General features: G+C 39.3%; 29 protein-coding genes. 1 reads left to right on the forward strand and 28 read right to left on the reverse strand.

Annotation, left to right across the window (positions count from 1 at the left end; genetic code table 11):
* From ACFQ0V_RS03685 to ACFQ0V_RS03710, 6 genes are all read right to left on the reverse strand, one after another.
* Positions 1-185 (reverse strand): transposase (locus ACFQ0V_RS03685; RefSeq protein ID WP_381009827.1); only part of this gene is annotated, 185 nt, incomplete at its 3' end.
* 349 nt (positions 186-534) lie between these two features.
* The gene (locus ACFQ0V_RS03690) at positions 535-1,140 is read right to left on the reverse strand and encodes a hypothetical protein (protein WP_381009830.1); all 606 of its coding nucleotides are present in this window, start codon (positions 1,138-1,140) and stop codon (positions 535-537) included.
* 151 nt (positions 1,141-1,291) lie between these two features.
* The gene (locus tag ACFQ0V_RS03695; protein WP_381009833.1) at positions 1,292-2,035 is read right to left on the reverse strand and encodes a hypothetical protein; all 744 of its coding nucleotides are present in this window, start codon (positions 2,033-2,035) and stop codon (positions 1,292-1,294) included.
* A gap of 99 nt (positions 2,036-2,134) precedes the next feature.
* Positions 2,135-4,156, reverse strand: coding sequence for a hypothetical protein (locus ACFQ0V_RS03700; protein ID WP_381009836.1), 2,022 nt, complete (start codon positions 4,154-4,156; stop codon positions 2,135-2,137).
* A gap of 543 nt (positions 4,157-4,699) precedes the next feature.
* Complete coding sequence (locus tag ACFQ0V_RS03705) at positions 4,700-5,278, reverse strand: Fic/DOC family protein (RefSeq protein WP_381009839.1); 579 nt, start codon at positions 5,276-5,278, stop codon at positions 4,700-4,702.
* Positions 5,265-5,591 carry a hypothetical protein gene (locus tag ACFQ0V_RS03710; RefSeq protein ID WP_381009841.1) on the reverse strand — a complete coding sequence of 109 codons (327 nt, stop codon included), beginning with the start codon at positions 5,589-5,591 and terminating at the stop codon, positions 5,265-5,267. The genes ACFQ0V_RS03705 and ACFQ0V_RS03710 overlap by 14 nt, the downstream gene beginning before the upstream one ends.
* A gap of 159 nt (positions 5,592-5,750) precedes the next feature.
* Here ACFQ0V_RS03710 and ACFQ0V_RS03715 point away from each other — a divergent pair, with 159 nt between their 5' ends.
* Positions 5,751-6,629 (forward strand): Abi family protein, encoded by an 879-nt coding sequence (locus tag ACFQ0V_RS03715; protein ID WP_381009844.1) that lies wholly within the window; start codon positions 5,751-5,753, stop codon positions 6,627-6,629.
* A gap of 125 nt (positions 6,630-6,754) precedes the next feature.
* Here the strand turns inward: ACFQ0V_RS03715 and ACFQ0V_RS03720 are convergent, their stop codons facing one another.
* The 22 genes from ACFQ0V_RS03720 to ACFQ0V_RS03825 form a co-directional block, all read right to left on the reverse strand.
* Positions 6,755-7,519, reverse strand: a complete 765-nt coding sequence (locus ACFQ0V_RS03720) for a hypothetical protein (protein ID WP_381009847.1) — start codon at positions 7,517-7,519, stop codon at positions 6,755-6,757.
* Between the two features lie 18 nt (positions 7,520-7,537).
* Positions 7,538-8,404: a tyrosine-type recombinase/integrase gene (locus tag ACFQ0V_RS03725; RefSeq protein WP_381009850.1), complete on the reverse strand. Its 867-nt coding sequence runs from the start codon at positions 8,402-8,404 to the stop codon at positions 7,538-7,540.
* A 174-nt stretch (positions 8,405-8,578) separates the two neighbouring features.
* Complete coding sequence (locus ACFQ0V_RS03730) at positions 8,579-9,274, reverse strand: N-acetylmuramoyl-L-alanine amidase (protein ID WP_381009853.1); 696 nt, start codon at positions 9,272-9,274, stop codon at positions 8,579-8,581.
* Positions 9,271-9,678, reverse strand: coding sequence for a phage holin family protein (locus ACFQ0V_RS03735; RefSeq protein ID WP_381009856.1), 408 nt, complete (start codon positions 9,676-9,678; stop codon positions 9,271-9,273). Before ACFQ0V_RS03735 ends, ACFQ0V_RS03730 begins: the two co-directional genes overlap by 4 nt.
* Before the next feature lie 79 nt (positions 9,679-9,757).
* Positions 9,758-10,585: a Cthe_2314 family HEPN domain-containing protein gene (locus tag ACFQ0V_RS03740; protein WP_381009858.1), complete on the reverse strand. Its 828-nt coding sequence runs from the start codon at positions 10,583-10,585 to the stop codon at positions 9,758-9,760.
* Between the two features lie 60 nt (positions 10,586-10,645).
* Positions 10,646-11,740 carry a siphovirus ReqiPepy6 Gp37-like family protein gene (locus ACFQ0V_RS03745; RefSeq protein ID WP_381009861.1) on the reverse strand — a complete coding sequence of 365 codons (1,095 nt, stop codon included), beginning with the start codon at positions 11,738-11,740 and terminating at the stop codon, positions 10,646-10,648.
* Positions 11,727-11,873, reverse strand: a complete 147-nt coding sequence (locus ACFQ0V_RS03750; protein ID WP_381009863.1) for a CD1375 family protein — start codon at positions 11,871-11,873, stop codon at positions 11,727-11,729. The genes ACFQ0V_RS03745 and ACFQ0V_RS03750 overlap by 14 nt, the downstream gene beginning before the upstream one ends.
* Before the next feature lie 3 nt (positions 11,874-11,876).
* Positions 11,877-12,155, reverse strand: a complete 279-nt coding sequence (locus ACFQ0V_RS03755) for a hypothetical protein (RefSeq protein WP_381009866.1) — start codon at positions 12,153-12,155, stop codon at positions 11,877-11,879.
* A 10-nt stretch (positions 12,156-12,165) separates the two neighbouring features.
* Positions 12,166-14,079: a hypothetical protein gene (locus ACFQ0V_RS03760; RefSeq protein WP_381009869.1), complete on the reverse strand. Its 1,914-nt coding sequence runs from the start codon at positions 14,077-14,079 to the stop codon at positions 12,166-12,168.
* A gap of 13 nt (positions 14,080-14,092) precedes the next feature.
* A complete protein-coding gene (locus tag ACFQ0V_RS03765) occupies positions 14,093-14,947 on the reverse strand; it encodes a phage tail family protein (RefSeq protein WP_381009871.1) in 855 nt (284 codons plus the stop codon).
* 10 nt (positions 14,948-14,957) lie between these two features.
* On the reverse strand, positions 14,958-18,185 hold the full coding sequence (locus ACFQ0V_RS03770; RefSeq protein WP_381009874.1) for a phage tail tape measure protein: 3,228 nt from the start codon (positions 18,183-18,185) through the stop codon (positions 14,958-14,960).
* A gap of 255 nt (positions 18,186-18,440) precedes the next feature.
* Positions 18,441-19,859 carry an RNA-binding domain-containing protein gene (locus ACFQ0V_RS03775; protein ID WP_381009877.1) on the reverse strand — a complete coding sequence of 473 codons (1,419 nt, stop codon included), beginning with the start codon at positions 19,857-19,859 and terminating at the stop codon, positions 18,441-18,443.
* A gap of 168 nt (positions 19,860-20,027) precedes the next feature.
* A complete protein-coding gene (locus ACFQ0V_RS03780; RefSeq protein ID WP_381009879.1) occupies positions 20,028-20,183 on the reverse strand; it encodes a hypothetical protein in 156 nt (51 codons plus the stop codon).
* Between the two features lie 11 nt (positions 20,184-20,194).
* The gene (gene gpG / locus ACFQ0V_RS03785; RefSeq protein ID WP_381009882.1) at positions 20,195-20,482 is read right to left on the reverse strand and encodes a phage tail assembly chaperone G; all 288 of its coding nucleotides are present in this window, start codon (positions 20,480-20,482) and stop codon (positions 20,195-20,197) included.
* Positions 20,472-21,056 (reverse strand): major tail protein, encoded by a 585-nt coding sequence (locus tag ACFQ0V_RS03790; RefSeq protein ID WP_381009884.1) that lies wholly within the window; start codon positions 21,054-21,056, stop codon positions 20,472-20,474. Before ACFQ0V_RS03790 ends, gpG begins: the two co-directional genes overlap by 11 nt.
* The gene (locus ACFQ0V_RS03795) at positions 21,038-21,382 is read right to left on the reverse strand and encodes a hypothetical protein (protein WP_381009886.1); all 345 of its coding nucleotides are present in this window, start codon (positions 21,380-21,382) and stop codon (positions 21,038-21,040) included. Before ACFQ0V_RS03795 ends, ACFQ0V_RS03790 begins: the two co-directional genes overlap by 19 nt.
* Positions 21,379-21,741: an HK97-gp10 family putative phage morphogenesis protein gene (locus ACFQ0V_RS03800; RefSeq protein ID WP_381009996.1), complete on the reverse strand. Its 363-nt coding sequence runs from the start codon at positions 21,739-21,741 to the stop codon at positions 21,379-21,381. The genes ACFQ0V_RS03795 and ACFQ0V_RS03800 overlap by 4 nt, the downstream gene beginning before the upstream one ends.
* A gap of 1 nt (position 21,742) precedes the next feature.
* Entirely contained in the window at positions 21,743-22,069 is a 327-nt protein-coding gene (locus ACFQ0V_RS03805; RefSeq protein ID WP_381009888.1) for a phage head closure protein, read from the reverse strand.
* Between the two features lie 5 nt (positions 22,070-22,074).
* Positions 22,075-22,377: a head-tail connector protein gene (locus ACFQ0V_RS03810; protein WP_381009890.1), complete on the reverse strand. Its 303-nt coding sequence runs from the start codon at positions 22,375-22,377 to the stop codon at positions 22,075-22,077.
* Between the two features lie 15 nt (positions 22,378-22,392).
* The gene (locus tag ACFQ0V_RS03815; protein WP_381009893.1) at positions 22,393-23,589 is read right to left on the reverse strand and encodes a phage major capsid protein; all 1,197 of its coding nucleotides are present in this window, start codon (positions 23,587-23,589) and stop codon (positions 22,393-22,395) included.
* Positions 23,590-23,605: 16 nt separating this feature from the next.
* Positions 23,606-24,295 carry a head maturation protease, ClpP-related gene (locus ACFQ0V_RS03820; RefSeq protein ID WP_381009895.1) on the reverse strand — a complete coding sequence of 230 codons (690 nt, stop codon included), beginning with the start codon at positions 24,293-24,295 and terminating at the stop codon, positions 23,606-23,608.
* The gene (locus tag ACFQ0V_RS03825) at positions 24,249-25,505 is read right to left on the reverse strand and encodes a phage portal protein (protein WP_381009999.1); all 1,257 of its coding nucleotides are present in this window, start codon (positions 25,503-25,505) and stop codon (positions 24,249-24,251) included. Before ACFQ0V_RS03825 ends, ACFQ0V_RS03820 begins: the two co-directional genes overlap by 47 nt.
* Between the last annotated feature and the right edge of the window lie 161 nt (positions 25,506-25,666).

The following is a 25,666-nucleotide window of genomic DNA, read 5'->3' on the forward strand; positions in this document are numbered from 1 at the left end:
TAAGACCCATTGCGAGAATTGCCTGAGTTGAACCCGATACGATCGTATTTTTCATAATCCAAAAATTCCATTAGTTCTGTCGCCAGTAGCGAGTTGATCGCCATTTCCAAGTGCGAACGAAAAACCTCGGTAATATCTTGTTTTTTCACTAGTGCATCGACAATTTCTGTTGTAAACTGATTCATAGGGAGACCTCTTTTCTAGGATTGGTTATGGTGACTTAATTCTACCAAGAAAGGGGCTTCCTTTTTCTATGGAATTTTCTATTTACACAAAATATTTTATACTCTCGGTAGAGGACGGCAGCAATTACTTATGCGACTTGGCAGACTAGCGGTATACGATAAGCCAATTACAAAGTATTCTATTGCAGTAAGTCACACGGTTATCGCTGAACAATTTATTCAGCAGCTTAAACCAGTAAACTTAAATGTTCAAGTGAGTATTTTGGTATTGACCGATGATGGTTACAAAGAATTTTTCTTTAATGAATAATACAACAAAAGCACTCGAGCATTAGCTAATTTTCGTAATCTAGCTTGCTGGGGTGCTTTTGTCTCTACTAAATAAAGGTTTATTAAATACTTCATCAAATGCTTTTTCTGCAATTTCCCTAATAACTCTATTACTCTTGGGAAAACCGTGATAGGCCACATACCATTTTGCTTTCGACATCTCCAAAGGCTCGTCTAAATTCACATGTTCTCCGTCTATCTTTAAACAAACAGTATATCGATCACTTCGATTTGAAGCACTTTTAAGTTTTTTATGATAAGTATTATGGAACAGATGACTTTCAAGTCTTGTGCGGACATTATAAGATTCACCACGATAAATTGCTTTAGCATCAGGATGACCAGAAATAACGGCTTTACATTTGTTTCTTTCGCCGAAACCCAATTTATAATCTGTAAAAATTAAATAAAAACCCCTTTGATTGGGTATCTTTTCTAAGTCTTCTATTTTTGAAATTCGTTGAACTCTTAACGCTGGCTTGGCTCTACTGTACAATCCATCAGAATAACAGTCTTTCATACTCTCAAAGAAAGGAACAAAATTTTCAGTTTCTATTTGTTTTAAAACGTTATCCAACTTTGCTTTAATAGCACCAATGGATACATGAGGAAATTCATTTGACAATCGACTATGCCCCCTCTCCCTACAATTCTATCAAAAAAAGAACCAACCACGCAGGCTAGTTCTATCATTCATCAAATTTGAACCGCCAAGCCTTCCAACCGATCGAAGGCGAATTGTGTGAGTGCCTGGCATCCGATGTTGGGAGGCTATATTACAAACGTAAAAATTCATCATAAGACATTACCTTTGTAGTGACACCAGCATATTCATATACAGCCCGGCATTTCGCTGCAAATCGCACATCATTTGTTACAAAAATATCGGCTTTGGTCGCATATATCGCATGGGACACATCATGTAACCTTGATACTGATTTTTTGATTTTCTCTCCCTTGTAGCCGATACTTTCCAACACATTAAACAATGTGCTAATTAATTGTTCCGTTTTCCTATGGTTTGATAAATAAAAATATGCATTTTCCATTGGTAATCTAAAAATAATAAAGTTATTTGCATGTATATTGATGAAATCCAAAAAACTTTGAACTTTATCATCATAAAATATTTGATCAGTTGCTATATTGCTTATCACTTTACTGTCAAATAAAAATTCATTTTGCATCATTTTAAAGGCTTTCATCTGTTTATATTCCAGGTCTTCTGCAGTTTTTGTCATGTGTAGATATTTAATCACTCTTTCAAAAGTTTCTCTTGCTCTCTCTTTGTAAGCGATAATATCACCATTTTCGACAGGTAAAAATATATTTCTTTCGAATAATCTATCTATGTATAAAATATATTTATCAATTCTCTCTTTTCTATTTACATGTTTAATGTTTGCTACTTCCTCTAGGTAAGGAGGGCTATAGAAAAAGGTGTAATTATTTTTTAAACTCTCTAGTTCATTTTGTGTTTTACTTTCATCTACATAATTTACGAAGATATTATAATCCAAATAAACTTTTTCGATTACAAAAAGCACCCCTTATACAAAGAAAGAACCAACCCGAAGGCCAGTCCTTTCTTATGATTTACTCAAATGGTTGAGTGGATATTATTTTACAGCGTTAGTGATTGCTGTACGAATCTCAGCAATTGAGCGGAACTGTGGTTTAATAACTCCGTCTTCATCAAATCCTAATGAAGTGATGAATGCATCTGCAATGTTTGTGTCGTTAGCTGTTGGAGAACCTCCAGTGATACTTTCACCGTCTTCTGTAGTTCCAGCAGTTCCTGTTAATGCCTCATGTCCAACTAGTAATAGACCATCAGCAATCTCCGTTAAAGTGTCATCAATTTTTAAACTGTTAACATATTTAATTGCATTTGTACGAGCAGTTGTAGCAGCTGTTACTGCTTCTCCTACTGCTGTTTCATCAGCAAATTCTTTAGCTTTAGCATCACCAGCAGCTTCGATCTCATCACGCGCATCTAATACTTGTTCAGCGATAAAGATACGGTCAGCAGAAGTTACGTTTAGGTAACCTTCAACTTTACCTTCGTTCGCTAATGTATCAAGAGCAGTTTTAACTTCTGTAGCTGTTTTAGCTTCGTTGATCGCTTTCACTGCTGCTTCGATATTTACAGCTTTGTTTACATTGTCAACAAAATTTTGTGCAGTTGTAGCATTAGTAACAAATGATTTAGCTTCAGCTGTTGCATAAGCCTGGGCATTTGCCGCTACTACATTCTTAAGCTCAAGAACGTTAAGTGCTGCGATGATGCCATCTTTGTCAGCTGCTTTGATAACTTCGATGTTAGCTTCGTCGATTTCACCTTGGATAGTTACTTTAGCTGTCTTAGCCTTTTCAGGGTTAGGTTTTGATTCACCACCAGAACTATCTGCTGTTACAGTTTGTGATGCTGTAGTGATTGCTGATACAACACCTTCGCTAACATATGCTTCAACGTTTGCTTTGTTTGAAGATACTTGTTTTAAGCCTAATGCTTTTAACGCGTCTACAACTTTAGCTTTATCAGCTGCTGTAGTTGTATTTTTTAATGCAGCTTCTAAGTCAGTGAATTCTTTCACTGCTGCCGCATCAGCAATTTCTTTGTTTACTGCTTCAATTACAGTTTGAACTTCAGCCGCAGTGTTAACTTTACCTTCAACACCGTCAACTTCTACTTCTGAACCATCTGCATTTAACTTTTTAATTTTTTCGATATAAGCTTTACCATTCGCATCGACATATTCTTTTAAGTCGATTGTACCTGCAGTTTTAGCGTTAGCAAGTGGAGCTAATGCTTCTACTGTTGACTTGAATTTAGATGCCGTTGTAGCTGCTAAAACGTCAGCTACTGCTGATTGAATTTCGATGTCTTCTAAAGCTGTTTTATTATCATCTGTTACATACTCACCGTCTTCATCAACTGGCGCATATGTTTCAATTAATGTTTTTAGTTTAGCAAGCTTTGCTTTGTCAACTGATTCAGTTGGTTTAACAGCTTCAATTTCAGCTGCAATAACTGCTTCGTTTACTTTGTTAATAATAGTTTGAACGTCTTCGATTGTAGAAGTTTTAGCATCTAGGCTTCCCTCTGCTAATTCCTTTGCATATCCATCAATTACTGGAGTTCCAGCAACATTTTCAATCCAGTCGTTGTTCACTTTAGTGAATGCTTTGTTCGCTAATGCTGCTTTCAGCTTCACGTTGTTACCTTCAGCATCAATAACAGCTTTAACGATTGCTGCTTCTTCTTCCGCAGAGATTGAGTCAGCGTTTACTTTGTCAACGAATGCTTGGACTGCTTCTTTTGTTAACGCTTTGTCTTCTTTCGCTAACTTCTCTAGGAATGCTTCTTTATCTGCAAAATAAGCTGCTGCATTATCTGCATCTAAGTTTTCGATTCCAAGATCTGTTAGTGCTTTATACGTGTCAAGTTGTGTTGCTGCTTCTTCAAATGCTTCTAAGTTGTTTGCTAATGTAAGGTCATAAGTGATGCCATCTACAGTCCAAACACCTGTAAGTTCTTCAGCTTTTACAGGTTTAACAAATGTAAATTCAACTGTTTTCTCGCCTGCTGAAAGGTCAACAGCTTCAACTTCAACAGTAGCACCTTTACTATTTTTCACTTCAACAGTAGCACCCTCGATGTCTGCTACTAATTCAGCAATTGTTACTGTAACACCATTTTCGTTAATCGCACCTAATCACCTAAAGATTGACCACTGGAAAAACCGCTTAACCGCGCCGTTTCGGGGGTTGTGGCATCTCTTAATCACACATTGAGAAAACTAATGATAGCATAAGCATGATGGTGCATACTGTTAGCTACTATATGCTTGTTATACATATAGATTCCCATTATGATTCTACTAAAATAAGGGTTTTATATGGATTTTATTCAGCAGTATTTCTTTTTAAATTTGTCTTATTTGTGTTATTTTCGGCTTTAATTCTGAATGAAATTGTGTCTAAATAAGAACTATAAGAGTTGACCCGTACTACTATTTTACGCTATTCTATAATCACGTTAGTGTTCAGACCCATGTTCCTTCCGAGGAGTGGGTCATTTTGTTTGGATTAAGTTTTAGCATAAATTATACTATAACCAACAGAACTCACCACGCCTCTTAACAATGCGGACCAAGGTGGGTCGTTATGATTCTGGATACTTACTCAATAAATTGAATTGTCTCTAATAACATTTTTCGTAATGCTCCTAAATCGACGACCGATTGTATCATTGCCTGCATATACTTCTCCCGATCTATTGTTTCATATGCCCATTCGATACCCCGTGCCAATGCGTATGCATGGATAAAAATACGAATCGTTCGCCCATTTCCTTCACGGAAAGAATGCAGCATATTGAGTTCCGATTTAAAATAAGCTAAACGATCAGCTGCCTCTTCTAATGAATTCCAGAAGGGCTCTTCGTTTAGCTCACGGAATAAATCAATTGCGATGTTATTCAAAAATTGAACTTGGCAAAAGCGGGTGTTTCCTTTCATCAACTGGACATCCCTGAACTTTCCCGCAAAAGGATAAATATCCTGAAACAGATAGCGATGAAGGTCTTGAAACCCTTTCAAGGTAAAAGAATCTATTGTATAGTCCCCTTGTTCCAATGCCGTTGCACGAAGTGAAAACGACAATGTCTCTGCTTTCTCCAGCTCTTCGTGGGAATCAATCCCGAAAAGATTATGCTTTAAAAGGTAATCGTCATTGTCTTTTTCGTTATACTTTCCCATGCCCGAGTATATCCTTTATTAGAGTAGGGGTAATAGAAACTTTGGCATTCACAAGATCAAGCACTTTCTTCTGCATATCGAGAGAAAGGCTCAGATTTTCCAAGTGAAGGTTGTGAAGGACTCTCTTGAATTCCTTTGAATCCAATTTCAATTCTTTCATATAAACAGCCCCTTTTCTTATCATATCCTTATCTTTATTATACAATTCAAACGCAAGGATTGCCACTAAACAAAAAGGCAAAATGGGAAGAAACAGCCCCTCAGGTGAAGAGACTGTTCCTTTGGCATACTCACTTTTTAGCAGTGATTCCACTTCCTGCTTCAACCCATGCTTAATAAAAATTCGCGTTTTGGTATTTGCCTCTTTACAGTATAGCCACTTCTTGATATAATAATGGCAACAGAACCCACCACGCCTCTTAATAATGCGGACCAAGGTGGGTCATTTTTTATATTTTGGGGGAGATTTTAATTGGACCCTTCAGAGATAAACATTAAAGAACCTACGACTTACGAGCAGCAAGTTAAGATTCTAAAAGAACGGAATCTAATTATTCATAATGATGAAGAGGCGTTATCCTTTTTAAAGCGGGTGAATTATTATAGATTTTCTGCTTATGGACTCACACTCAGACAAACCAGTAATAAGGATTTGTTTCGGGACGAAATCACTTTTACTCACATGAAGATGTTATACAATTTTGATCAAAAGCTACGGGATCTTTTGATGAAGTACTTAGAACTTATAGAGATTGAATTCCGCTCTAAGATTGCCTATCACCATGCTCATGAGTTTGGGGCTTTAGGTTACAGGAATTCTGGAAATTTCAGTTCCAAAAGACCACACGATAGTTTTTTAGAAGAGCTTGATAAACAGATTGACAGAGCTGGACGGGAACTTTTTGTTATGCATCATCGACACAAATATGGTGGGGAGTTTCCTTTTTGGGTTGCAATCGAAGTGACTTCTTTCGGAGAACTGTCCAAACTATTTAGGAATCTAAAAGATGATACCAAGAATAAAGTCGTTAAAGATTTCAACGTCCCATATTATTACGTAGAAAGTTGGCTTCATTCACTTGCTTACGTAAGAAATGTATGTGCGCATTACGGAAGATTGTACGGTAAGAAACTCACCATTAAACCAACTCTATTTAAATCAAAACGGAGTTCAATAAGAAATAGTGGTGTATTTGCAGCAGTATATGTTCTGAGTAAACTCTTGCATCAAGATAATCGTACAAATTTTATCACTTTTTTGCATGCCCTTATAGAGGAATATGCAGAGTATGTCGACCTGGAAGAGCTTGGTTTTCCGGAAGAGTGGGAAAAGAGATTACGAGAAAAATAAGGATAGATGAATAGCATTTTTAAAATTAAGACAAGCCCATTTGCTATCGCAGACTGGGCTTTTTTAAATAAGATTTAAGCATGCGGCCCCTTCTTATATATAGAAAAATCCGCTCTTTTTTTCACTCACTTCTTGAGTAGTGAATCCACCTCCTGCTTGAATCCGTATTTCTGTAAATATTCAATAAGTGCGCCTTCAACTATTTCCCGTTGGGTGATGTTTTTCTCCTCACTGAATTCAGCGGTTAATTTGGCGATGAGGTCGCTCATGTAAATGGCCTTCGTTCGAACAAGTCCTGGTACGGCGTATCTTGGAAGCTTTCCGTCTTCTCGGATTCCTGAAAGAAGGGTATACACTTCGTCTCGTTTTTCATAGAGGAAGCGGAGGAAGGGGATGTACTCTTCAATCCCCTCAGCAGTCGCTCCTTTCAAATTAGGCTGCGCTGATTCAGTTCTTGATTCCTCTTCCGTTTCTTCGTGCAGTGGCTCTATATAGCCGACACTCTCTACGTAGTTATTTTTGTGAATGCTCCATTCAAATCCCTTCGACTTCATGTAATCCGCCATATCCTTGTGTGATTCAAAGCCTGCGTTTTGGGCAATCGTGCGTGGGTCTGCGTTTTCGTCCTCAAAGGCAGTCATAATCGCTTCTGCCCGTTTCGGTGCGTAGGTAACCGACACACTGCGCTCTGGTCGCTTGTTCACAAGGTTTGCTGGGATGTACTGCTGTTGCTTTGGATCGAAGTGAAAATTTCTCCGTCTCATGAACATATCGAGTGATTTGTAAGTTTTGTAATTCATCTCCTTCGCTACCTCATGACGGGTTTTAAATTTTAGCAAGTCGATAATCTTACGTACCTTGGTATTGTATTTCGGTTCGTTGTTTTCCATTCTATCAATCTCCTTTATTTATAATAAATTGACTACTTCTGCTAGCTTACTTTTATCTTGATGCAAGTAGCGTGAAGTGACGGTCAAGTTTGCATGACCAAGTAGTTTTTGAATGCTGACAAGTGATGCGCCTTTTTCAAGTAAGTTTGTTCCAAATGAATGCCTGAGTACGTGTGCAGTAATGTGCTTCTCCCAGCCAAGTTCATCAACGGCTTCTTTTAATAATCGGTTGACGTAGTTTCCTGAAATGCTGCCTGATTTCGGAATGGCGAAGAAGAAGTCGGTTGAAATATCATCATGCTCACGAATATTGTTGAAGTAGTTCGTCAAGATGCCGTGCAATGTTTGGCTAATCGGAATGTCACGGTCTTTTTTGCCTTTTCCTTCAATGATGTGAATAACGCTATTTTCAAGGTCGACATCTCTTATTTTCAAATTTTTCATTTCCGTAATGCGTCCGCCTGTGTAAAACATCGTCTGAATGACCGTTCGAATGACAGGTTGTTTTATTTTTTCAATCAGTGTATGAAATTCTTCCTCCGTGATAAAATCCCGTTCTTTTTGAATAATTTTAACTGGCTCCAACAACTCCGCATGGTTCTTTTCGCAAAGTTCTCGCTTCCTACAATAGTTGTAAAAACTGCGTAAAACGTAGACAACTCGGTTTCTAGTAGCTGTGGAAATCCCTCGATTCTTTAAACTCGCCAGGTACTCCTCCATGTCTGATAGTTCGACATCTTCCAAGTAAACAGGACCGTTATACTTAGCCGTCAAAAAGTGGTTGAAATATCCGAGTTCTGCATCGTAGCCGCGGACGGTTTCTTTTGACCGATCGATAGAAACCAAATGCTGCAAAAACTGTGTAACTGCTTGATTTATAAGCATTTTGAACGCCTCCTTAAGTTTTGGTGTCTGTATGTTAAAATGGTTTGAAACACTTATCAAGTCATATCTCACTTATAATTAGAGATAAAAAACAGTTGTGTCTGTAAGAGAAAAAAGAGACCAAAAAAAGAAGCCTTGAACCGATAACCAGTTCAAAGCCACTTGTTTCATCTGCTATTTCGGCATAATAACCGCATCAAATCCCGCTTTCTTCAATCTAGCAACCTGCTTTTCCGCATTCGCTTTGTTCGCAAAAGAACCTGCCATCACACGGTAAAGCGTACCCGTTGATGAGGATGTTGGTTTTTCAGGAGTAACAGAATTTGAAGCAACTGCTTTATAGGTCACACCTACTTGATTGAGAATCGCTCGTGCAATCCCCTCAACGATTTGTTTTCTCTTTTTATCAAACAATTGATTATCAGCTGTATTATCAATAAAGCCAATTTCAATCAGAACAGCAGGCGCTTTCGTTTCTCTAAGCACATGGAAGTTCGCTCGCTTCACACCTCGATTGGCAAAACCAACTGCAACCAATTCTTTTTGAATTCGTTCTGCCAGTTGTTTAGCTTGAGCACCTCCTGTCGTGTACAAAAATGTTTCAACCCCTTTTGCCTTTTCAGGTTGAAAAGCATTACGGTGAAATGAGATAAAGTAATCATACTTCTTGCGATTTTCCAAGTTGCTTCGTTCCCGTAAACTCATTGTTTTATCTGTTGTCCGTGTTTCATCTAATGTCACCCCGTGCCTTCTTACTTCAGCTGCGACTGCTTTTCCAATTGAAAGCACATCGTCCGCTTCTTTTCTTCCTCTGTAAGTAGCACCAGGATCTGTTCCACCATGGCCATAATCAAAAATTAATCGAGTCATTTGTTATCCCCTTTCGAATGTATTTCTTGAAACAATAACTTCAATTTTTCTGGAACAGGCAGTCCAATCTTTGAGGAATTTTCAATAATGCTTATTCCTTCGTTGGCAAGATAAAAGAAAATGACTGCTGTTCTAATGGCACTGCCCTGCTCGAGTACATACAAATCAAGCACATTGCCGATACCGACAAATGCCAAAATCAGCATCTTCTTAAAAATACCTTTAAAACCAACGCGGCTTGAAAGTTTGCGTTCGAGTACCGCTGACATTAGACCAGTTATATAATCAATGGTTAAGAAAATAAGGAGCGCATAAACCAATCCGTCCATTCCTCCCAAAAACCATCCAATCGAGCCACCAACCGCAGCCCACAAAACTTGTGCAATATGCAAAATATCTTTCATGTGTTTGCTCCTTTCCCAATAAAAAAAGAACATCATGTCGATGTCCTTTGTGTGTATGAGATATTCAATTTGAAAATTGTTATTCTTCCTCTATTCGTTTTACCGCACTTTGCATCATGTCCATCCCTATCAACCGAGAGAGCATAACATCCAAATTGTTCAACAGCTTTTCAGCAGTGCCATTTAATTCATCATAGGAATATTCAGGTCTCCCCCTCATTCCATAACTATATTTTTGCTGCGTTTCTAGCATTTGTTGCTCTTGCTTTGACAATTTTCTTCTTTGAAATGGAACGCTTACTTCATCTATCCCCACAAAGTATCTATGGGTTGCTGTGTTTCGATAGTGTCTGAGAATTTTTCTATCTTCTTGCTGTATACCTTTATAGGCATGCGAAAGAATACGATTCAATTCTTTAATTTCTTCGAAAGATAACCATCCTGCTTTTTGCTTACGTTTTCTTAAGAGGGCTTTAAAAGGATTGAAGTAGACTCTTCCTTCCTCTTTCACTAACTCACACCGGGACAATTCATTAATCATCACCGCCACGTAATCCAACAGAGAAATGATTCTCGGGATGACGGTTCGAAAATAATAATTCTTCACTTCGTACTTCCAATGATTGCTCCAGCCAGTTTCACCTTTCTCCCTTAGTTCTTTTTCTATCTTATATGCAGCTTGAGCATAATAGTAAGTTTTCACCAGCTCACGAAAAGCCTCAGAAATTGAATAAAGATAGCTTTGACACAACATGTCTTTAACTGAAGCAAAGCCTTCCATCGTCACTTCGTATTTCAATGTCTCATACGGAGAAGTTAGAAGCATAACTGAGTATTCTCTATGCCATTTCATTAAATAAGGCTGCATCTTCTCCAAGTCTTCATCTAGTAATTTTTCATCCATCATATACCACACCCCCAACAACAGTGTAGCACAGGGGTACTATGGCAGGATGAAAACAAACCCTCACCTTTTACTTTGAAGCAATTGCTTTATTTTTTGCTTTGTCTTGTCGGCAAAAGTCGGGACTTCACTACCGAATGTGACATGCAATTCCAAGCCGTCCCGCTCATAGATTTCTTGTACTTCGGTGACGCGGGTAGTTAACTGCAAGCCCCATTCCGATTGCTGGATAGTGACCAGATCGCCAACATCCCAGTCCTTTTGATAGCGAAATGGGCCATAAGGCAATATTTTCGACTGAAAGGAAAGCACGTGTGGATGCTCCGACAATTGCTGTTCTCCTTGCGTCAACATGTCACCTGACTCATCGCTGTCTTGACCTTCTACAAAAACGACATGCAAATCGAGTCCAGATGCCGTTGTTTCAGTCAAGACAATTTCTCGTGCTGCACCCTCGCCTTTTCCTCCGACCACAGCCTGATTACCATAATCCAGAATGTTATCGATAAACGCTTGAGATTGGACGTTATCAAACGCTGTCGAAAAGAGGACGGGAGGTTGTTCAGATTGTTCCGCTGAAAAGTTCCTTCCATTGTAAACGTCAAATACCCACTTCTTTGATGTAAGGTCAGGGATAACATGCCAGCCAACATTGGTAAAACGACTGATTTGTTCCAATTCTTCACCAAGATTTTTATACCGACTTTGCCATTCAATCGATGAACCACGTTGGAAATCCGATTCAACTTCAAGAAATGAAAACGCCATATCAACCAGTTCGATGCAATTCCTTTTCACAAGATGTTTCATCACACTTTCTGCAGGACCATTTTGCAAATCATAGGCAGCACCAGCTGAAGGAAAGGTAATGCGCTGTTTAAAGATATCACCAAGCTGGAATCCTTTCACAGTCAGAATTTCTTCACCTTCCTCATTGAGTTGGATTTCCTTGTAACGGATGATTCCTGTTTTCGTTGGATCATTGCCTACCATGACTAGCTGATTGATGAAGAGCTTGTCTGCATGCTGCACACGGTTGTTCGTGACAAGCTGGAATTCACCTGGTCGATGATAGTTTCTACTAAACGAAAAGGATAGATAATTATCAATTTCTCCAACCAAATCAAGAGTGGGGGTCAGGATTCTAATCGGCTTCATTTTGTGCCGCTTCCGCTTCATTAGCTAAGTATTCTGCTACTGGAATTTGATAAGGTTCTGGCAAGTGGTTAATGGTTCGACTTCCCACTTTCACAAGAAAAGCATAAATAGGAATCATATATGGATACACCATGCGTTAAGCACCTCCGCGTTTTAATTCTTGAATCTCTTCATGCAGATTGGCAATCGCTTCATAAAGAACCTGCTTCTCTGGATCAATATGAACGATTGGTTGTACATAGAAATGTTCAGTTACTGGATCATAGATAATTTCTTCACCCTCTTGAAAAGCCTCAATCAATCGTTTATCTTGGACTACTACTTCCACTTCATCTTCCTGTAGTGCCTGCGGGACACTGCTTTTACCTACAATCCCTTTAATTACACCATCTCTTTGATTAAGAATGATTTTCATAAAAATTCACCTACCCTACAATGCTTTCTTCCAAATACCCAGGCTCACCGTACAATTTGATGTTACGAACATAGCCTTTATAGTAACTGTACGTACTGTAGTTGTGTCCCGAGAGTGCAACGATGATTTTACCGTTAGGTGGTACAGCCCCTATATCAATGGATAGAAGTCGATAATCTGTTCCACGGTAGGAAGCAGCCCCAATTTTATAGCCCGTCGTTCTGTTTTCCGCATAGACATTAACGTATGCCGAGTAGTTGGCATTTTCGGAACGCAGCTCAAACGTTAAGCGATAATTTCCTCCCAAAGCCACTTGATAAGTTCCTATCACATTCTCCGCCTCAGCCGATGTATTGATGGGATGCGCTAAAAGTAAATTGCTTTCAGAAGGAATCATCGCTTGACTTGGTGGCGTCAAGGTCAAGTCACTTATCCATCGGTACAGGAAATCCCTTAGCTTTGGATTTTCAATTCCTGCTCTCATCAGCCGAATTCTAATTTTGAGCGCATTGTACAGGGCTGGGTTAAGATCCAATAGCTGTTGACTGGCAGTGATATTTTCTCTTATCAAGTTATTTTCATTATCTAAAATATCAATCTGGTATGAAGAATTGATTGAGTTAATCATATCCACGCTGATAGACAAATGATTTTTGAAGCTTCTTTTTTCAGGATACGTGATGAGCACTTCCCCTTCTTCAGCAATTCCATCTATCTCTAAAAATGTGGTTCTTTCAAGCGGTGTCCAAGTTGTACCACTATTTGTTGTCCGATAATAATTGACTTCACCCGGCGTATTCGCATATTCAGCATTGATGTAATACTCGGATGAGTTGCCGTAAAAGACGTGTACATATTGTTTTTCAGGTACAAGCAATTCTGTCAATGGAATTTCCCAAGATGCATTATTAAACGTGCTACCCGAGATGTCGGTATAACTATCCGCGATATAACGCCCAACTTCTTTTGTCGTATCTGGCAACCCATCTTCCTTTGCTTCGTAAATAATAGAACGGAGCCGAGCGATACTGTTTCGTTTTAGACGCATGGTTGCTCTAACACGATCCGTTTCTTTATTCACGGTAAACGGTATCGCAATCCATGAACTCCCATGTAAGTTTTCACTGGACTGATTCGGTTCGACATCATACCTAAAAAGCTGTCCACCTGTTTGAAAGGCATGAATATACACATTTCCGCTCTCATCCAACCGAGTATTCTGGAATTCCATATGTGAAACAGGCCATCCTTCTTCCACTTGTAGCTTTCTGTCGGGAATGGCATGGATAATATCATCGGGTGTTATCAAAAAACCATCCTGTAAATTCTTCAGCGGCACAAAGGTATCTTGGCGAATGCCTTGAAACCATTCTCCCCATGTAAATTCAAACCGATCAATGAGATGCTGCGTATCCACTTTGATGAGGGAATTGACAAGACCGCATACCTTCTCATCGAACCGTTCATCAACTATTCCACTTTCATCAATAAAAGACTTCCCTGCCGTCACTTGAATCCGTGCCAAAGAAATCTCATAAATATTCTCATCTCGGGTGATAGATGGTGGTATCGGTTCAGCTGCCGAATCACCCTTAAGTAGAAAGGCTTTCACATAGCGATGGTCTAATCGTTTATCCAAGCGGATGACGACTCGGTCGATACGATCCAGAGTTGGATCTGCTGCATCTATAATTAACGGAAGTGGCTCCTCATCCACTTTATACAGATACCCTTCTAGCCACGCATAACCCGGTTGGATGGAAACGGTCATATTGCTTCCATTACTTTGTACTTCAAGATTCGTATCACCATTCAATACACCACTTGTCAGCAACTGCCTGAAATACTCGGCAAATTCATCTGCCGAATAAACCCGCTCATCTTTTCCATCAATTGAATCAAAAAAGCGATAGTGCTCACCCAATAGTCATCCCTCCTTATATTCCGATAAAACGGTTTTTCCATGTCACTTTGACACGGGTGTTAATACTGTCATTGTTACTTGCATAACTCAAAATGTTAGAGCCTGGTTCAAGTTGCCAAAACACACTCGATAAATCTAAATAATGAAAAGCATTTTCCCCATTGATACGAACATACTTTTTACCAAACTCTGTACCAATGGTTAATACATCATCTGGACCAAGGGAACGATTCACTTTAATGGCTTGTCCAGTGGTTGCGTTGTTCACTGTCGGATTCACAGCGGCTCCCTTGAATTCAATTTCAACAGGAGTAGCCACATCACCCGCATTAACCGCCGCCCGCTGAAAGCCACGTTTTGCAAAAGTCGTAGGAAGCCTGAGTCCAAACTGCAAGCCGCCCATCAAGTACGACATCTCTCGACTTTCTGCATAAATGTCCTGCCAAAATGGCTGGTGACAGATCAAAATCAGCATGAACTTTTGATAGTAGAGTCCATGCTGTCCTGCGTCATTCGGAAATATCGGTGTCGTTTCAACCGTTGCCATAATTTCACGCACAGAAGATTCATGTTCATACTTAAGTTTTATTGGTTGCTTCCTTAATGGATTCACTACTTGTTGCAACAATCGTTTTCTCTCCTGCAATTCACTCAGGTGATTCCTGGTAATGATTGTCCCTTCAACGGTAATCTCGCGTTCACCAAGTGTACTGTCAAAATAAGTTGAACCATGTTGCTTTGGTGCTTTTTGTGTTTCAAACTGCACTGCAACTTCACTTAATCCTGTTACTTTTTCAATATAAAAAGGCGCATGGTTACCTAAAGTGACAGACAACCCATCCGCGTTTGTTAATGTAATTGACGTCATAAGTCACCACCTACCACTCCATCGCTAGTTGACGAGATGTGTTTTTTATTTGACGAGCCGTTTCAGTTGGAGAAAGTGGAATAGGGCTGTTGATGGTGATGTGCTGCGTGATGTCTTTACCACTTCTCATCATTCTTTTCGTTTCAGCATCATTATAAATTTGGCTGCCCGTTGGTAGTTTGACTAACTCTGGTCCAAGTTCACCGACCATCGTCCAGCCACCTTGGAAAAAACTTGTTCCACTAAAGTTTTTCTCTGGACTATCTCCACCGCCCGTCACTTTAGACATGACTTCAGTTACCTTTTGTACAATACTGAACACTTTTTCTTTCACACTAGTCGCATTCCATTCAAGGATTTTACTGATGCCTTCAGAAATCTTCGTTTTGATACCATCGATACTTGAAGCAACCGCACCTTTAACCAATGCCCATTTTTCAGAAGTGGAAGAGCGGATGGCTTCCCATTTTTCTGTTACATCTGCCTTGATTTCTTGGACTTTTGCCAACGTGTCCGTTTTCATGGAGTTCCAATTATTTGCAAGTGTCGTCTTCACGTTATTCCATTTTTCAGAAGAAGCAGATTTGATTTCTTCCCAGCGGTTGATGACATTCTGCTTGATTTCACTTGCCTTCGTTGCGATATCGCTTTTCATCACTTGCCATTTCGTCTTGATTTCACCCGTTTCCCAGTCCACTTGATTTACGTGTTCTTTCGCCTGGTTTTTTGCCTCTTTGACCACATTTTCATGCATGGACTCCGCTTGTTTTACCGTGTCATCTCGTTGACGTTTGGCTTCTTGGATTAACTTATCCGCTTGGTCTTTCGTGATGGTTTTTGCCTCATCACGCTGTCGGATGATTTCTTTGACTACTTCGTCATACTGTTCTTCTGCATTTTGAACAGTTTTCTCTTTCTGTTCGAGGCTGTTCTTCACAACCTCAGCTGCTTGCGTTGCAGTGATTTCACCCGCCTGTGCTTTCATCCGCTCCATGATGGATTTCGCTTCGACTTCGTTTTCTGATAAAACTTGGATGCCCATCTCAACCATTTCTTTTTGAATGGCATTGATTTCTTCCTGTTCCGCCTTAGTAATAGCTCGCTTTTCGGTAGAAGCAGTTTCTAGTATTTCTTTGATGCGGGCTTCTCCGTCTGCCACGGTTTGTTTTCGGCTTTCATGGCCTTCTTTCATATTGTTTAGAATTTCTTCTTGTTCCTGTTTGGAAAGTGAGGTGCTGTTGTCGACAAAACCTTGGATTTTGGAGAGAGATGCTTCATGATGCTCATCTAATCCAGCTTGAATTTGACTGGCCATCTGCGAAAAGTTCTCCGTGATACCATCTGCCATTTCCTTTGTTACTTCCTGTCCACTCCAAGATAATTGATTTAATGCGAGTGTTGCCTCATCATTTAATTCTAAAAATCCACCAACTGCTTTCTTTGTCGATTCAGAGACTTCATCTCCAAATAACTGTACTTCTGGAATACTTTCTTTTGAGAGATGATGATAGAGTGCAACACCAGCAACCGTTAAAGCAGCAATCGCCGCGACTGCAATTCCAACTGGTCCTGTCAGCACTGTAAAAACTGTCGCAAGTCCGCCAATGGCTGGAGTTGCGGCAGCTGCACCTGTTGTGGCAACAGCTATCGCTCCCGATATAGTAGAAATCACAGAGATGGCTGTCCCAATGCCTGCGATGAGTTTTCCACCGATTAATAAAATAGGACCAATTGCGGCAGCGACCAATCCTAACATCACGATGGTTTCTTGGGTTTTCGGGCTCAGATTACTAAACCAATCGACTGCTTGTTGAAGCTTTTCGACTAACTTTTGAAGATGTGGAAGAAGGATTTCAAATATTTGTATCCCTACACCTTCAAGACCAGATTTTAAAATGGTCAGTCCGCCTTGCAGATTATCAATCATGACATCCGCCATTTCTTTTGCGACACCGTTATATTCCCTTGTCGCTTGGGTGAGTTTTTCGTAATCATCATCCGATGCATTGATGATTGCAAGCATCCCACTCATCGCTTCTTTACCAAAGATTGTTGCGGCATATTGAGCTTGTTGTTCTTCAGTTAAACCTGCAAATTTCCCACGTAATTCATCCATCACATCTTTAAATGGGAGCATTTCACCATTGGCATCTGTAATGGAAATACCGAGCTCACTCATTGCGGTTTTCATTTTATCTGTTGGGTTCGCTAAGTTGGCGATGGCTGTTTTTAAGGAAGTACCAGATTGACTTCCTTTAATTCCCGCATTCGCCATTAACCCTAATGCAAGTGCCGCATCTTCGGCAGAATAGCCCATCGCACCAAAAAGAGGAGCCACATATTTAAATGACTCCCCAAGTAACCCGACATTTGTATTTGAATTGGATGATGCACTTGCCAGTAAATCCGCAAACTCCCCAGCTTGTCTTGCTTCCATACCAAAAGCAGTAAGGGCATCTGTGACAATATCAGAAACCCGACCTAGGTCTTCACCACTTGAAGCAGCTAACATCATGACCCCTTCAAGCCCGTCTAGCATCTGGTTCGTATCCCAACCAGCCATGGCCATATATTTTAATGCATCGGCAGATTCAGAGGCACTAAACTTTGTCGTGGCCCCCATCTCTTTTGCCTTTTCTTCTAGCCTTTGTAGGTCAGTACCTGTAGCGCCACTTATTGCGGCAACCTCACTCATGCCTGCTTCAAAGTCAGACCCTACTTTAACAGCCGCAGCACCAAGACCAACAAGTGGAAGTGTCACTTTTGTGGTAAGTTCTTTTCCTACTGACTCCATTTTCTTGCCTATTTCCTGCATTTTTTCACCGACTGGAGCGAGTGCTTGGCTGAGTTGTTGCCAACCAGACGACTGGAGTTTAATTTCCTGATTTACGCTTTGCAGTTCTTGTTCCATACGGGAAAGTTGGGTTTTAGCATTGTTTAATTTGGTTTCAAGTTCTTGTGTAGCCTTCGCATCCGCACCTTTGGTTTCCACAGATTTTTGGTGTGCCGCTTCAAGTGCCTGAACTTTTTGCCTTTGGAGTTCTGTTTGTTTGGTTAGGCTATCAGATTTTAATTTAAGTCCATCAAGTTCCTTGCCGTGTTTCCCCATTTCCGTACTTGCTAGACGAAATTCAGATTGCACTTTTCGCATTTCACGGTTTAGCTGACCGATACCGTTTTGAAAACCTGTTGAATCAAGTCCAACCACAACATTCAGGTTGCCAATTTCTTTTGCCAATACACCTCACCTCCTTTTGGGCATAAAAAAAGCACCTTGTTCAGGTGCTATACGTATATTCACTTGTTCAAAACTTATCTCTGGCTTAACCACTAGCTGCACCACTAGCTGCACCACTAGCTTAACCACTAGCTTAACCACCAGCTGCACCACTAGCTTAACCACCAGCTGCACCACTAGCTTAACCACCAGCTGCACCACTAGCTTAACCACTAGCTGCACCACTAGCTGCACCACTATGACTACTTTGTCTTTTTATTCAATGGGTGGTGTTATCTCTTTAAAGTAATACTTTTGTTTCGGACTGGTCGGTTTATCTGGGACGGTTAACTCAAGTAAACCTCCTCTAATCAGAGGATTTAAAACTTTTTCTCTAATGTAAGAAGAACTTTTTATCCCCATATAATCCTGTATTTCCTGTCTGCTCCTAGGAGTTTTACAAAACTCTAATATTTTCTTTGTTTCCTCATCCACTCCAGTATCTCCAGAACTTTCATTTTCTTTTGCACCAAGTGGTATAATTGTTCTAAATACATCCCCCTCTATAAACTTCGCCTCTACGCCTGAATATATCTTATTATATTTTACAATATTCCTAATGCCTGATCCTAATTCATCAACCCAGCCTATTTCCTTGAAAAAATTTGCGATTTTTGGATTTTTAGGAAAGGGTGAGAAATTTTCCGGATCTATCATTCCATTTCCGTGTGCTTTATTGCTATTTTCTGTAACTACTCTATGCTTTTCAATTATAAATTTTGCAGGAAACGGGTTCAAATATTCTCTGTGAATTAAAATGTTTGATACAACTTCTCGAAATATTCTATCTCTAATATTTACTCTCTGATCTTTTTCCAAATAAAACTTATCATTTAAATGTTTCGCCACAAATTGCATTAACCTTTCATAACTATCAATTAAATTAGTTCTAATGTCGTCCCTGTCATCATATCTATCTACATTTTCCACTCTTAAAATGGCGTCTGTTTTATAATGCGGTATTGTGTTAAATATTAATTGATCTGAACCAAATATTAATATTCCTGCCAAAGTTATTCCCGTTTGTCCACTTTGTAAATCTTTAATAAAAAGTCCTGCACTCTTTAGCAAATCCAGATTACTCATACTCTCCCAGGGGTGATTAATTCTCTGATTAGCTGCTAACTTTTTTACTTTGTGAAAAATATCAGCTCTAAGTTCTTCTAAAGTAACTGCAGGAAATATTGTATTCTCACTGTAAGTACTTTGTTTTCTCATGTACATTACTGAAACAAGATTGGTATTGTTAGTTATATCGATATCAGCGTCTTCATTTCTGTCATATATTTTCCCACTACACCTGTGTACCTGTGAACTTTCTGGTACTAATATATAAAGAATTGTTTTTCCTTCTATTTCTATCTCCTGAACGTTTAAATAAAAAGTAGGGTTTATTTTATCTGGATTATTCATAAGTGTTACAAAATTATCCTTGATTCTACTCACAGAATCTTTTTCGATTCCAAGAATTTTACCATCGTCCTTTACGCCTAAAAACAAATGTCCGCCATTACGATTTAAGAAAGCGCAAACAGACTCAAACACATCTTTATTTAATTTATTCTTACTCTCTTTGAACTCAACAGTGAGACTTTCTCCTTTTTTAAGCTTTTCTAAAATTCGAGCTTCCTTCATAAATAATCATTCCCTACTCGTTTTATATTTACACTCAAATATCCTTTGTATATATTATATACCATCTACATCGGATTTATATTGTAAAACGAATATTATGACTCTTTACTTTTATAGTATATCGATAATCAACTTCAGTAACAAAATTAAATTGATAATCATATCTCACTATAGGACATCATCAATATACACTTTTTCACTTTCCATTTTTCTCGTCAGTAGCTGTAAATAATACATGATGTCCATCTCGTCAATCTCGGGAAATGTCCAGCCTTTATCTAAAAGCGCTAAATAAAACCGATCAATGAAATCTTGGGGATCCATAGCGTTCCCCTCTAGTCGTTTTTTCCTTCTCCTCCTGTGGTAGCTGAAAGGTTGCCAACTACTTCATTGATGCAAGTAGTGATAGTCGGTATTAAATCTTTAGACGCTAGACCGTCATACACATCATCCCGTGTGAATTGATTAGAAAATAGGTCGACAATAAAATCGATTAACTTATCTAATTCTTCAGGGGTCAATTTTTCAAAATTGATGCCACTTGACACTTCAATCGTTCGTCTAACCATTCTTGCGGAGATGAAGCTTGCGACATACGTCTTGTTCCTTAATTTAATCTCCATGCATTCCATCTCCTTCAATTTCACTATCGCCCCCAGGAACATTGACAAACCATAATTCCGCCCCTTGAAATTCTGTACTATCCTCATCTGCGGTTCTTTTCCATTCCCCATCATGAAGCCTTGGCATAAAAGTTAATTTTAACTTCGGCATCTTGTGTTCAACACTATCTTTTTTAGTTGAATAATCTTCTGCCATTGGTTGAGCGACACCTTTTAAAAGCCACACGTAGCGATATGTCCCGTTTGACTTTAAACTTTTAAAGCCGAGCGCAATGTGTGGTGGAACATCTGCTTTATTTTCGATTAATACACCATCTACAATTTTATTGCCCAGTATCTTCGCCCGTACTTTTAGTGGTAAATCTGCTGTTTCGATTTCTACATCAATTTTTCCAAGTGCAGAGATGGATTCCCATAACTGATCATCTGCATAAATTTCTTGTGTGTTTACCGTTGGGTTGATGGTCGCATTAATTGCACCGACCAAATCTTCTGGTGATGCATAGGTGAGTGTTTCTTTTGTATCTTCTTCTAATAACGCAAAATGTAAATCATTTAATCCGACTTGTGCCATTGGATGACCTCCTTGAAAAATCTCATTACTTTGTGATATGTTTTCGTATCACTTTCGTATAAATCATAAAAATTTAACTTAGTAAAATTTGCTTTGACCATGTGCCGATGTACTTCTTTCACGGTTTCCGTATAATCCGATTTGGACCAGACATCTATTTGAATATAGTACCCTGTCGCAGTTTCCTTATCATCAGCGTGTTGTTCAGCTTTATCGAGGTAGGTGAAGAAAGTAATATAAGTTTCGGCTTTACCTGTATAAGTTTGGAATTTCACTGGAGCCTCGATGCCTGAAAGAGCTGAGAGAATGTCTTGATTAATACTCATAGGCCTAGACCGTCTTTGATGCTTTTTTCAATAGTGGACATGGCTTCCTCTTTGGAATTTTCATAGCCTCTAGCCATAAAAGGATTGGCTTTCATTTTCACTGTGCCGAATTCGACAAATTTTCCGTACCAGCCATCCTTATCTGGCCCAACTTCCACTTGCTTAACTCCGCCTTTTGTTTTCACTCGTGATACCGTAATGCTCCCTTTTAATTTCCCACTTCGGACGGGTGCTTCATTTACAATCGAACTTTTCACAATATCACCAGCTTCTTTTAAAGCATTATTTTCAATTCTTGACCCGGCTTTTCCGAGTGTTTCTAATTCAGCTAGTAATTGATCCATTCCGTCTACTTTCATATCAGCCACTGATGTCCACCTCCATTGCCTTAATTTCAAGAAATCGATTGTCGAATTTGATATTGTCGATTGCCGTGATGTTATACGATTTGCCTTTGAACAGAATCCTCATCGTTGTATCTACATTGTTTAAATAACGAACAGTAAATTTTACGGTCTGTTCGGCTTGTACTGCTTGAGCCGCAAAATATTCACGTCCGTGAAGATTCGTGACATGCGCCCAGACAGTTTTGAAATCTTCCCACGCTTTCACATCAAAGCCATTTTCATTAGTAGTGATGGATAACTTTTGAAATGTAACCCTTTTATTTAAAGCACCAATCTCCATAAAAATCACCAGCTTTCCTTACGAAGATTGGCTAACATATACGTCATCACTTGTACCGTTTCGGTAATACTGCCACTTTCATTTTTCATGTAATAATAACTACCTTCACGTTTTTCATACATATTGGCAACACAATAAAGAATGGCCTGTATGACTACCTTTGGCACTTCAACATAATCGGTTAAAGGAAACCGTAAAATATCTTCACAAATTTCTTCAGCACTTAAAATAAAATGGGTGATGAGTGTATCTTCCTCATCCCCATCAATTCTTAAGTAAAGTTTCACTTCTTCTAGTGAAATGATCATACCCTCATCACCTTATTATGCGGCTTTCATCTTCAAGATTTTAACGGCTTCTGGTAGAATCAGACGACCATCCACACGTTCTTTTGCGACAAAACCAACCATCCCGTTTCCTGCAAATAACTCTTTCAATTCAGCAAAAGAACGTGAACCACGGTCACCGATGTTGTAATAACTAAAATCACCAAAAGCAATGACTGGGTTTCCTGCACCTACAGTTGGCACGTAGGCTGATGTATACACTTTATAGCCAAGTAACGTATCAGGCTCACCTGCTTGATAAGAAGGCTGCCAAATATAAGCACCGTTGGCATCTTTCAGTTTTCTAAGAAGGGCAAGAGTCGCATCATTCGTGATGAAAACTGCATTTTTACGATATGGACGTTTCAAGGAATAAATGAGATCCAATACTTCATCTGCAGTAATAGCTTTTAATCCTGCAGCAGTCACCCCAACTTCTCCGCCATCGGTTGGATGGAAGATTCCCGTTGGCTTTCCAGTACCATCGCCATTTAAAAAGGCATCTTCTTCAGCGTTCGCAAGTGCTCGTGCAAATTTATCAAGAATGTAATTTTCTAAGTTGAAAACATTATCATAGAGCAGTTCTTCTGTAACTTTCACCGCAACATGAAGCTTATGGGCATCTAGATTAATCTGGTCAAATTTCGCATTACCGAATGTTAACTGCCCACCTTCATCAATCCAGGCAGCTGCAGGAGTTGTTGCGGCAATATTGATTTTTCTTTCAGCACCCGTTTTAATGATGGTAGATAATTTACGCATAATGTTTTCTTCTTCAAGCCCTTGGATTAACCGATTGTCATATTCAGTCGGCACTAAATAGCCACCATCGGTATCAATACCTTCTTGGAGCACATTGTCCACTCTTCTAAAGTTTGATTTTAAAGCCGTAAGCATTGATTCTTTATAAGCATTTGAAGCAAAACCTGTTTTAGCAGTATCATCTTTTTCTTTATGCGGCTGATTCACAATCGCAGTATTCGTTGCTTTCGAGAGTTCAAGATCCATTAAGGACTGTCTTTCCAATCGATCAATTTCTTTTCCAAATGCCAGCACTTCTTGTTCCATCTGTTCATATGTCGCTGTATCTTCAGAAGAAAGCAGCCCTTTTTCATTTTTCTTTTCATCTAAAAAAGCCTTGGTTTTGTCCCAAAGCTTCGCACGTTTTTCTCTTAACTCTAAAATTTTATTCATTCTGTATGACCTCCATTTATTTGAGTAAATTTAATCTTGTCGAAAGTTCTTTATATGAAGTACCACTAAGGGCATTTTCCCTTTTTGGTAACTTATTTAATATCGAATTCACTGCGACCATATGGCTGTAGGCAGTCGCTTCAGTCACCATTTCATCACCTTCATTTTGAAACATAATCTTATCTGCGAAACCTAACTCAACTGCCTTTTTCGCATTGAACCAAGTTTCTTTATCCATAAGGAGCGACAGTTCATTTCGTGAAAGGTTCGTCCTTAGTTCATAAGCATTGATGATGCTTTCTTTTACTTCAGACAACATGGCACTTGCCTTCTCCATTTCATTCTCGTCACCAAAAGCGACCGTGAGTGGGTTGTGGATCATCATTAAACCAGTCGGTGAAATGTGTACTTCTGTACCTGCCATGGCAATAACAGACGCAGCACTTGCGGCAATCCCGTCAATCTTTACCGTGACGTTTCCTTTGTAGTCCATTAGCATATTGTAAATTTGGGAAGCTGCGATACAATCTCCGCCAGGTGAATTAATCCACACGGCAATGTCACCCGCTCCTTGATGCAATTCATCTTTAAATAGCTTGGGTGTAATTTCATCCCCGTACCAGGTTTCTTCAGAAATAACTCCATTTAAAAATAATGTTCTACCCGCTTCTTTCTTTGTCCAATTCCAAAACTTCTTCAGTTTCATCACCCCCTAAATTTGCATACGCACCAACGTCTTTTAGTTTCAGCATATTACCGTTCACCATATAAATATTTCCACCATCTTCATCTGATATAGGATTCATGTTTTCTAGACTCCTTATATCATTTGGGGACATAAAACCATTTTGAATGCCGATCGAATAACCTTTCATTCTTGATTCGTAGTCACCACGAAGAAGCCCATCAACAACAAAACTAACAAAATACTTTTTTCTTTCTTCATCAGTAAATAAGGCTTTATTAATGGATTGTTCGATACGAACGAGCCATGGTCGAATCGTATGAACGACAAAACTAATCGACTGGTGTTCAATATTTGAGAATGTCGCTCTTTCCAAATCCCCAACTAAATGCGGTGGGACTCTAAAAATTCGACAAATTTCTTCAGTCTGGTATTTCCGTGTTTCTAAAAACTGTGCCTGTTCGGGTGGAATTCCAATGGGTGAAAACTTCATCCCTTCTTCAAGCACTGCCACCCTGTGGGCATTGGATGTGCCTTGATACACTTGATTCCAACTGTCACGAACTCGCTTAGGATCTTTCACCACCCCTGGATGTTCTAAAACTCCACCTGGATTGGCACCATTTGCGAAAAACTTCGCCCCATATTCTTCAGTCGCAAGTGCCATACCAATCGCATTTTTAGCCATGGCAATGGGAGAGTATCCAATCAGGCCATCAAACCCGAGTCCTGAAATATGAAGAACATCGGTATTCCTTAGATGGTGGTCTTGTCCATCAGCAGAGTAAATGTAATAAATTTCACTGTTTTCATTTCTCTTCACTTCCATTTTGTCAGGGAGTAAGGGATAAAGAGCGATTACTTTTCCACGTCCATCCCGAATGATTTGAGAGTAAGCATTTCCCCATAATAAAAGATGACCCATCAGTGTTTCACGAAACACAAATGAAGTCATCTCAGAATTGGGTGAATCATAAAGCAATGAGTATAATGGGTGACCCCTTGCTTTTTCCTTCCCAGTTTCAGTATTCACATACGTGTGAAGTGGGAGAGAGGCTATCGTTTCAGCAAGGATACGGACACAAGCATATACAGCCGTTGTTTGCATAGCTGTACTTTCATTGACCATCTTTCCACTATTCGTGGAACCAAAGAGAAAGTGATAGGAAGAGCCAAGCCAGCTGTTTTTTGGTTCAGCTCTTGATTTAAATAATCTTGAAAATAAATTGATATGAGTCACCTCCTAAAAATGGGCATGAAAAAAACACCTCAAAAGAGATGCTTGGGTAGTCTTTCATTTCAATTCTTCTTATAAGTCAATGGTTGATCATTAGCTATAACTTTTTCTATTAGTTTAAACTTTCATGCTTACTTCATATTCAATATAAGCAT

The organism is Savagea faecisuis, from assembly GCF_042675605.1.
In the GTDB taxonomy this organism is placed as follows: domain Bacteria; phylum Bacillota; class Bacilli; order Bacillales_A; family Planococcaceae; genus Savagea; species Savagea faecisuis.